Origin of the sequence: Mesorhizobium intechi (assembly GCF_002879535.1) — a bacterium.
In the GTDB taxonomy this organism is placed as follows: Bacteria; Pseudomonadota; Alphaproteobacteria; order Rhizobiales; family Rhizobiaceae; genus Mesorhizobium; species Mesorhizobium intechi.
This window is the reverse complement of sequence record NZ_PNOT02000304.1, coordinates 1-8,475: the sequence shown is the minus strand read 5'-3', so window position 1 is coordinate 8,475 and position 8,475 is coordinate 1. Positions and strand designations below refer to the sequence as shown.

The 8,475-nt window shown below is 63.2% G+C and carries 8 protein-coding genes and 1 pseudogene; 5 read left to right on the top strand and 4 right to left on the bottom strand.

The window, feature by feature from the left end:
• Nucleotides 1–452 (top strand): ABC transporter permease (locus tag C1D09_RS26190; RefSeq protein ID WP_143976968.1); only part of this gene is annotated, 452 nt, incomplete at its 5' end.
• A 41-nt stretch (nucleotides 453–493) separates the two neighbouring features.
• The gene (locus C1D09_RS26185; RefSeq protein ID WP_143976967.1) at nucleotides 494–1,465 is read left to right on the top strand and encodes an ABC transporter substrate-binding protein; all 972 of its coding nucleotides are present in this window, start codon (nucleotides 494–496) and stop codon (nucleotides 1,463–1,465) included.
• Between the two features lie 142 nt (nucleotides 1,466–1,607).
• Here C1D09_RS26185 and C1D09_RS26180 read toward each other — a convergent pair whose 3' ends face one another.
• The gene (locus C1D09_RS26180) at nucleotides 1,608–2,066 is read right to left on the bottom strand and encodes an Lrp/AsnC family transcriptional regulator (protein WP_143976966.1); all 459 of its coding nucleotides are present in this window, start codon (nucleotides 2,064–2,066) and stop codon (nucleotides 1,608–1,610) included.
• A gap of 120 nt (nucleotides 2,067–2,186) precedes the next feature.
• On the opposite strand from C1D09_RS26180, the gene C1D09_RS26175 reads away from it, so the two are divergent.
• Nucleotides 2,187–3,470, top strand: coding sequence for a cystathionine gamma-synthase family protein (locus C1D09_RS26175; protein ID WP_143976965.1), 1,284 nt, complete (start codon nucleotides 2,187–2,189; stop codon nucleotides 3,468–3,470).
• A 161-nt stretch (nucleotides 3,471–3,631) separates the two neighbouring features.
• On the top strand, nucleotides 3,632–4,075 hold the full coding sequence (locus C1D09_RS26170) for a CHRD domain-containing protein (RefSeq protein ID WP_143976964.1): 444 nt from the start codon (nucleotides 3,632–3,634) through the stop codon (nucleotides 4,073–4,075).
• A gap of 48 nt (nucleotides 4,076–4,123) precedes the next feature.
• On the opposite strand, the gene C1D09_RS26165 is transcribed toward C1D09_RS26170, so the two are convergent.
• The 3 genes from C1D09_RS26165 to C1D09_RS26155 all read right to left on the bottom strand — a co-directional run bounded on the left by C1D09_RS26165 (nucleotide 4,124) and on the right by C1D09_RS26155 (nucleotide 7,998).
• Complete coding sequence (locus tag C1D09_RS26165; RefSeq protein ID WP_143976963.1) at nucleotides 4,124–5,773, bottom strand: thiamine pyrophosphate-binding protein; 1,650 nt, start codon at nucleotides 5,771–5,773, stop codon at nucleotides 4,124–4,126.
• Nucleotides 5,770–6,945, bottom strand: a complete 1,176-nt coding sequence (locus C1D09_RS26160) for a CaiB/BaiF CoA transferase family protein (protein WP_143976962.1) — start codon at nucleotides 6,943–6,945, stop codon at nucleotides 5,770–5,772. The genes C1D09_RS26165 and C1D09_RS26160 overlap by 4 nt, the downstream gene beginning before the upstream one ends.
• A gap of 123 nt (nucleotides 6,946–7,068) precedes the next feature.
• A complete protein-coding gene (locus tag C1D09_RS26155) occupies nucleotides 7,069–7,998 on the bottom strand; it encodes an alpha/beta fold hydrolase (protein ID WP_143976961.1) in 930 nt (309 codons plus the stop codon).
• 182 nt (nucleotides 7,999–8,180) lie between these two features.
• Here C1D09_RS26155 and C1D09_RS26150 point away from each other — a divergent pair.
• Nucleotides 8,181–8,475 (top strand): annotated as a pseudogene (locus C1D09_RS26150) (ribonuclease T2 family protein); the annotation flags it as partial.

Here is an 8,475-nt window from a genome sequence, read left to right as displayed (position 1 = left end):
GCGTGGCGCCCATCATGGTCATGTGGTTCGGCTTCGACTGGCAGTCCAAGGCGGCGGTCGTCATCATCATGACGTTCTTCCCGATGCTGGTGAACACGGTCGCCGGGCTCGCCGCATCGGGCCATATGGAGCGCGACCTCATGCGCACCTATGCCTCGGGCTACTGGCCGACGCTGATCAAGCTCAGGCTGCCGGCGGCGGCCCCCTTCATTTTCAACGCGCTGAAGATCAACTCGACGCTGGCGCTGATCGGCGCCATCGTCGCCGAGTTCTTCGGCACGCCCGTCGTCGGCATGGGCTTCCGGATCTCGACCGAGGTCGGGCGGATGAACATCGACATGGTCTGGGCCGAAATCGCAGTTGCAGCACTTGCGGGTTCGGTCTTTTATGGCGTGGTCGCTCTTGTCGAAAGAGCCGTCACGTTTTGGCATCCCTCTGTCCGTGGTGGATAGGGGCGGTGGGTTTAAGGGTGCTAACTTCAGAGGGTAAAAACATGAAAAGACTTGTCATTCCAGTTCTGGCCGGCGCGATGTCGCTCGCCGCCTTCCAGGCAATGGCCGCCGACAAGGTGACGTTGCAGCTGAAATGGGTCACACAGGCCCAGTTTGCCGGCTACTATGTCGCCAAGGCCAAGGGCTTCTATGACGCAGAAGGCCTCGACGTCGACATCAAGCCGGGCGGCCCGGATATCGCGCCCGAGCAGGTGATCGCCGGTGGCGGCGCCGATGTCATCGTCGACTGGATGGGCGGCGCGCTCGCCGCGCGCGAAAAGGGCGTGCCGCTGGTCAACATCGCCCAGCCCTTCAAGAAGGCCGGCATGGAGCTGGTCTGCCCGAAGGACGGGCCGATCAAGACCGAGGCCGACTTCAAGGGCCATACGCTGGGCGTCTGGTTCTTCGGCAATGAGTATCCGTTCTATGCCTGGATGAACAAGCTCGGCCTCAAGACCGATGGCGGCCCGGACGGCGTCACCGTGCTCAAGCAGAGCTTTGACGTGCAGCCGCTTATCCAGAAGCAGGCGGATTGCATTTCGGTCATGACCTACAACGAGTACTGGCAGTTGATCGACGCCGGCTACAAGCCGGAACAGCTGACCGTGTTCAACTACTCGGCGATGGGCAACGACCTGCTCGAGGACGGGCTCTATGCGTCGGAAGACAAGCTCAAGGATCCGGCCTTCGCCGACAAGATGGTGCGTTTCGTGCGCGCCTCGATGAAGGGCTGGAAATACGCCGTCGACAACAATGACGAGGCGGCAGGCATCGTCATGGATGGCGGCGGCCAGGACGAGAACCACCAGAAGCGCATGATGAGCGAAGTCGCCAAGCTGATCGACAATGCCGACGGCAAGCTCGATCCGGCGACCTACGAGCGCACCGCCAAGGCGCTGCTCGACCAGAAGATCATCACCAAGGAGCCGAAAGGCGCCTACACCACCGCGATCACCGACAAGGCGATCAAGTAACCTGCAGAGCGTGATCCCGCAAGGGTCGTGCTCTGACGTAGAATGGAACGGCGCCAAGAGCGGTTCGAAAGAACCGCTCTTTTCCATTGTTTGATGCATGCCGTTGTCCCAAAACCGCTTCGCATTTTTGAGCGGCATGCATTCAGAGGCGCCGTTCCTTTATGGTGTTCATGACGAAGCTGGTCTCGATCGAGGCGACGCATTTCAGTCGCGCGATCTTTTCCTTGATGAAGCGCTCGTACTGTTCGAGGCTGCCCGTCACCACCTTCAGCACATAGTCGCGCGAACCGGTGACAAGGTGGCATTCCAGCACCTCGTCCCAGCCGCGGATCGCCTCTTCGAACATGACGATCTCGTCCTCGTTCTGCCGACCGAGCCGGATTGTGGCGATGGCGACCATGCTCCAGCCGAAGACGGCGGGATCGACCAGCGCGGTGTAACCCTTGATCACACCCGTCTCCTCCAGCCGCCGCACGCGCCTCAGGCAAGGAGACGGCGACAGACCGATGCGCTCGGCCAGGTCGTTATTGGTGATACGGGCGTCGGCCCGCAGTTCGCGCAGAATCCTTAGGTCGAAATCATCGGCTATCTTCTGCTGCATTTTCGGTCTCTTTAGGCAGTTTGTTGCCAACATGCAGCCATGCGAGCCCGAGAATAGCAAGGACTGGCTGATCCGGATCGCATAAATTGCGGCGTGACATCCCTTGGAAGCAGGAAAGCCATGACCGCGCCACGCCCGTCGAAAACCCATATCGGCAACCACAGGCTCCATCCGGAGACGCTGATGCTGAGCTACGGCTTCGATCCGCAGCTGTCGGAAGGCGCCGTCAAGCCACCGGTGTTCCTGACCTCGACCTTCGTGTTCAAATCGGCGGAAGAGGGGCGCGACTTCTTCGACTACACGTCCGGCCGCAAGGAACCGCCGAGCGGCACGACTTCGGGGCTCGTCTATTCGCGGTTCAACCATCCCAACAGCGAGATCGTCGAGGACCGGCTGTCGATCTATGAGGGCACGGATGCCTGCATCCTGTTTTCCTCCGGCATGTCGGCGATCGCCACGACGCTGCTCGCCTATGCCCGTCCAGGCGATGTCATCCTGCATTCGCAACCGCTCTATGGCGGCACCGAGACGCTGCTGACGCGCACGCTGTCCGGCTTCGGCATCGGCGCTGTCGGCTTTGCCGATGGTGTCGACGAGAAGGCGGTGCGCGCGGCCGCCGACGCCGCGGTGGCGAAGGGGCGCGTTTCAGTCATCCTGATCGAGACGCCGTCCAATCCGACCAACAGCCTGGTCGATATCGCGCTGATCAGGACAATCGCCGATGAGATTGGGGCAAGCCAAGGGTCAACACCGATCATCGTCTGCGACAACACGCTGCTCGGCCCGGTGTTCCAGCGGCCCATCGAACATGGTGCCGATGTCTCCGTCTATTCGTTGACCAAATATGTCGGCGGCCACTCCGATCTCATCGCGGGCGCTGCCATGGGCAGCAAGGCGGTCACCAAGCCGATCAAGGCGCTGCGCGGCGCGATCGGCACCCAGCTCGACCCGCATTCCTGCTGGATGCTCGGCCGTTCGCTGGAGACGCTGTCGATCCGCATGGAGCGGGCCAACGACAATGCGCGCCTGGTCGCCGAATTCCTGCGCGATCATGCCAAGGTCGAGAAGGTGCACTATCTGCCGTTCCTTGGCGAGGATACCCCGGCGGGCCGCGTCTATTCGAGGCAATGCAGCGGCGCCGGCTCGACCTTCTCCTTCGACATCAAGGGCGGAGAGAAGGCGGCTTTCGCGTTTCTCAACGCCCTGCAGATCTTCAAGCTGGCGGTAAGCCTCGGCGGCACGGAATCGCTCGCCAGCCACCCGGCGGCCATGACCCATTCCGGCATTCCCTTCGACGTGCGCCAGCGCATCGGCGTGCTGGAGACCACGGTCAGGCTGTCGATCGGTGTCGAGCATCCGGACGATCTGATCGCTGACCTGACGCAAGCGCTGGCGCTGGCCTGAAGCCTTCTCTTTGGAACCTGCAAAGGGGCGAGCGATCGCCCCCTTTTGCTTTCCTGGTAACAAAAACGTGTGCGGGGAAACATTGCGCGCTCCAGCCGTTGCGTTGGAGCATGCGCGCGTCGGGGGCCGTGACCCATGCGACAGCCAATCGGAGGTTCTTCATGCGCACATATTCTTTCCTGCCGGTGCTTTCGGCTCTTGCCGTTTCGACCGCCTTTATGCTCGCTTCGCCAGCAATGGCCGAGGTGGTGAAGTACAAGGCAACGCTCGATGGCGGCCAGCAGAACCCGCCCGTCACCACCAAGGGCAAAGGCACCGCCACGCTCACCTTCGACACCACCAAGAAGAAGCTCAGCTGGAACGTCAAATATTCCGGCCTCAGCGGACCGGCGACGGCAGCGCATATTCATGGCCCGGCGGCGATGGGGGCGAACGCCGCCCCGGTCATCCCGTTCAAAGGCAAGCTCAAGAGCCCGATCAAGGGTTCGGCAACGCTGACGGACGCGCAAGCCGCCGACCTGGCGGCCGGCAATTATTATGTCAACGTTCACACCGCCGCCAACAAGGATGGCGAGATCCGCGGGCAGATCGAGGCGGCGAAATAGCGGAATCCGCTTGAAAAGGGGGCGGGCGACCGCCCTTTTCTATTTGGATCACGCCTTGTCGCGGATCTGCGTCATCGTGCGGGTTGGCGTTATCGCTTCGGGGTCGAGTCTGATTTCGACGATGGCCGGCTTGCCGCTGGCGCGGGCTCGCTCGAAGGCCGGCGCGAAGTCCGCCGTCCTCTCGACCGTCTCGCCATGGCCGCCATAGGCGCGTGCCAGCGACGCAAAGTCGGGATTCCTGAGATCGGTGGCGACGACGCGGCCGGGATATTCGCGTTCCTGGTGCATGCGGATGGTGCCGTATATGCCGTTGTTGACGACGATCACGATAATCGGCAGGTCATATTGCACGGCGGTGGCGAATTCCTGGCCGTTCATCAGGAAGCAGCCGTCGCCGGCAAAGGCGACAACGGTGCGATCCGGATAAAGCGCCTTTGCGGCGACCGCGGCCGGGGTGCCGTAGCCCATCGAGCCGGAGGTCGGCGCCGCCTGCGTGCCGAAACGGCGAAAGCGGTGGAAACGATGCACCCAGGTCGCGTAGTTGCCGGCGCCGTTGGCGAAGATGGAGTCGTGCGGCAACTCCTGTTCCAGATAGGTCATGATCGGGCCCATCTGGACCGCGCCCGGGCCTGTCTGCGGCGGCGTCGACCATTCGAGATAGGCGCTATGCGCTTTCGCCGTCTCGGCCGCCCAAGATGGCGTCCCGGCCGGCTTGCGCTTGGCAAAGGCCTCGACGAAGGCGGCGGGCGAGGCGTTGATCGCCAGCGTCGGCCGGTAGACGCGGCCCAGCTCGCCGGCGTCGGCGTGGACGTGCACCAGCGCCTGGTCGGGGTAGGGGCTTTTCAGCAGCGTGTAGTCGGAGGAGGGCATCTCGCCCATGCGCCCGCCGATCAACAGCACGACGTCGGCCGCCTTGATCTGCGCGGCCAGTTTGGGGTTGATGCCGATGCCGACGTCGCCGGCGTAGTTCGGGTGAAGATGGTCGAACAGCATCTGGCGGCGGAAAGAGCAGCCGACGGGAAGCGACCATGTCTGCGATATGGTGCGCATGCGTGCAACCGCTTCCTCATCCCAGCGTGTGCCGCCGAGGATGACGAATGGTCGCTTGGCGCCGTTGAGCAGCATCTCCAGCGCGTCGAGTTCGACCCCGCCGGGATAGGTCTCGACAGGCGTGTGGGGAAGCGCTTCCGGAGCCTCGACCTCGCTGGTCAGCATGTCTTCGGGCAGCGAGATGACGACCGGGCCAGGCCGGCCCGATGTCGCGACCGCGAAGGCGCGGGTGACGAATTCGGGGATGCGCGAGGCGTCATCGATCTCGACCACCCATTTGGCGATGTCGCCGAAGAACTTCTTGTAGTCCACCTCCTGGAACGCCTCGCGTTCCTTGGCATGGCCGGCAACCTGGCCGATGAACAGAACGAGTGGCACCGAATCCTGCATGGCGATGTGGATGCCGGCGGACGCGTTGGTGGCGCCGGGGCCGCGGGTGACGAAGCAGATGCCGGGCTTGCCGGTCAGCCGGCCCTGGCAGTCGGCCATCATCGCAGCACCGCCTTCCTGGCGGCACACGATGGTGCGGATCGATGAATCGTGCAGCGCGTCGAGCACCGCCAGATAGGATTCGCCGGGCACGCAGAAGATGCGGTCAGTGCCGTTCGCTTCCAGCGCCTCAACGATCAGTTGTCCACCGGTCTTCATTTCGCTGATCTCTCCAGTTCGGCAAGGATTTCGTCTGTGTGTTCACCCAGGCGCGGCGAAGGGCGCGCATAGACCAGCGGCGTGCCCAACATCACCATCGGCGCGCGCACCGAGGGCAGAAGGTTGCCATGGCCGTCGTCGAGGTCGAGCCGCATGCCGCGCGCGATCGTCTGCGGGTCGGCGAACATCTGGCCGATCGTGTTGATCGGGCTCGCCGGCACGCTTGCCGCTTCCAGCTTTGCCAGCAGCGGGTCGCGATCGAGCGTGCTCAGCGCCTCGACGATGCGTTCGCGCAGCTTCGCCCGGTTGGCGACCCGGGCCGGATTGGTGGCGAAGTCGGGATTGGTCGACAGTTCATCCAGCCCGACGGCGGCACAGAATTTGGCGAACTGGCCGTCATTGCCGATCGCCAGGATGATGTGGCCGTCCCGGACCGGCACCACCTCGTAAGGCGCGATGTTCATATGCGCATTACCCATCTGCACCGGCGACTTGCCGGAGACGAGATAGTTGAGGTTCTGGTTGCCGAGCGCCGAGATCTGCGCGTCGAACAGCGCCATGTCGATATGCTGGCCTTCGCCGGTCCGGTCGGCATGCCGCAAGGCGGCCTGGATGGCGATGACGGAATAGAGGCCGGTGAAGATGTCCGAGATGGCGACGCCGGCCTTTTGCGGCTCGCGGCCGACCTCGCCGGTGATCGACATCATGCCGGCCATGGCCTGGATGATGAAGTCGTAGCCGGCGCGTGGCGCATAGGGCCCGTCCTGGCCGAAGCCGGTGATCGAGCAATAGACGAGGCGCGGGTTGATCTTGCACAGGCTGTCATAGTCTAGCCCGTATTTCTTCAGGCCGCCGAGCTTGAAATTCTCGATCAGCACATCCGACGTCGCGACCAGCCGGCGCACGGTCTCGGCGCCCTCCGGCGTCGAGAAATCGATGGCGATGGAGCGCTTGCCGCGGTTGCAGGAATGGTAATAGGCGGCCGAAAGGTTCTCGCCGTCATGGCTCATGACGAAGGGCGGGCCCCATTTGCGGGTGTCGTCGCCACCATCGGGACTTTCGACCTTGATGACGTCGGCGCCGAGATCGGCAAGCAATTGCCCGGCCCATGGCCCGGCGAGGATGCGGGCCAGTTCGATTACGCGGACGCCTTTCAGGGGTGGTTCGGCCATAAGTCACCGTGATTGCGGCAATCATCATGATTGCCGCGAAAGCAGAGCCTCTATCAAGCCCGGCATCGGCTGTCACGGCCCTTGCAATAGGCCAACGGTCCGGTTCGAAAAGGATGCGGGCCGCTATTTCAGCACGCTGTCGGCCCAGCTGGCGAAATCGTTCATGGTGATATCGCGGTTCACCTCGTTCAGGCTTTCGTGGCGGGTGTCGGCGTAAACCTTTGAAACGAGATTCGAAAAGCCCATCCCGCGCATGCGATTGGCAAGGTGGATGATGCCCTTGCCATAGTCCGAAGCGGGATCTTTCTCGCCGCCGACGACAGCGACGGCAAGGCCGCGCCGGACGCCGGCGAAGGCGGCATCGTTGCCGCCGTTGAGCGCCATCGAGACCACGTCGCGCCACATCGACACAGAGGCATCCCAGCCGCACAGCGGATCGGCGACGTATTTCGCCACCTCGGCCTCGTCGCGCGACAGCCAGTCGAACGGCGTGCGGTGATTGGGCACCGCCTTGCCCCAGGCCTGAAAGGTGAGTTTCGGCAGCAGGCGGGATGGGACGTCGGAGCCCAGCCGCATCCGCTCCCAGGCAAGGATGCCGAGCGCTACCTGCCCGAGCCGCCCTTGTGAGAAATTGCCGTTCCAGATCGCAGCGGCATGGAGGCGCGGGGAGTGGTCGAAAAGGTAGTTCAGCGCCACCGAGGCGCCCATCGAGTGACCGAAAAGGATGACCGGCAGGTTCGGACATTCGCCTGCGATGAGATCGTGGATGGCATCGACATCGGCGATCACCTTGGCCGGGCCGTCCGTGTCGGCGAATTTGCCGAGCGGCGCATCGGGGGCCTTGGTCGCGCCATGACCGCGATGGTCATGGGCATAGACGTGGAAGCCGCGCGCGGAGAGGAAATCGGCAAAGCGGGCATAGCGCGCGGCATGCTCGGCAAGGCCGTGATTGATCTGGACGACCGCGCGCGGTTTGCCTTCGGCGCGGCTGACGAGGAGATTGAGATCGGCGCCGGTCGGTGAGCGGACCATGCGTTGTTGATGGAAAGGCATGGCCGCCCGCTCTCCCCCTCGTTTTATCGCTGTTGGCTTTGTTTGCGCCGCCGCCGGTTACGCGTCAATCCACAGCAACCGTTTTTGCGCGACGATGTTTCTTGCGTTTGACCAGCAAAGTATCGCAATTCTGACATGGAGACAGCTTCAGTCTATCGCCCACTTCTAAGCCGGGGATTCTCATGCGCATCGATGTCGTTTTCGGATTGGCCTTGCTGGCGGCGTCGCTGGCCAATGCTGCGCATGCCGAAGTCAAGATGAGCGGCACCTTCGTTGCCGATGCCGCCTGTCCGGCAACGCAAGCCATCAAGAACGGCAAGAACCCCGGCAACGTCTCAACCGATGCCGGACAAAGCTACCAACTGCTTGCCGGCAACAAGGACGCGCCGACGCATTATCTGATCCTGGTGCCAGGCGCCGATCCGGAACGCCGCTGGGTGAAGGTCACTTGCGGCCATCTGTCGGGCAGCAATGCCG